Consider the following 249-nt stretch of genomic DNA (forward strand, 5'->3'; position numbering starts at 1 on the left):
GGTTAACGACGGTTGATAAAGATAAAAAATCAGCTTTATTAAGTCATTTAATTAAAACCGAAGAGTGGAATCAAGCGCTAATCTTTATCGAAACCAAGCAAGGTGCCGCTAAATTAGTCAGTCAGCTTGAAAAGCGTGATATTGCTGCTGAGTGTATTCACAGTGGCCGCAGCCAGCCGGTGCGTGAACAAATTTTAGCTGATTTTAAATCGGGTAACATTAAATACTTAGTAGCTACCGGTATTGCGG

Annotated in this window: 1 protein-coding gene; it reads left to right on the top strand. The window is 40.2% G+C overall.

All coding sequences use genetic code 11. From position 1 onward, the window contains the following. On the top strand, positions 1-249 hold a 249-nt coding region (locus tag AAEY88_RS14845; protein ID WP_350563623.1), incomplete at both ends, for a helicase-related protein.

Source organism: Psychrobacter sp. CAL346-MNA-CIBAN-0220, assembly GCF_040309805.1.
Lineage (GTDB): Bacteria > Pseudomonadota > Gammaproteobacteria > Pseudomonadales > Moraxellaceae > Psychrobacter.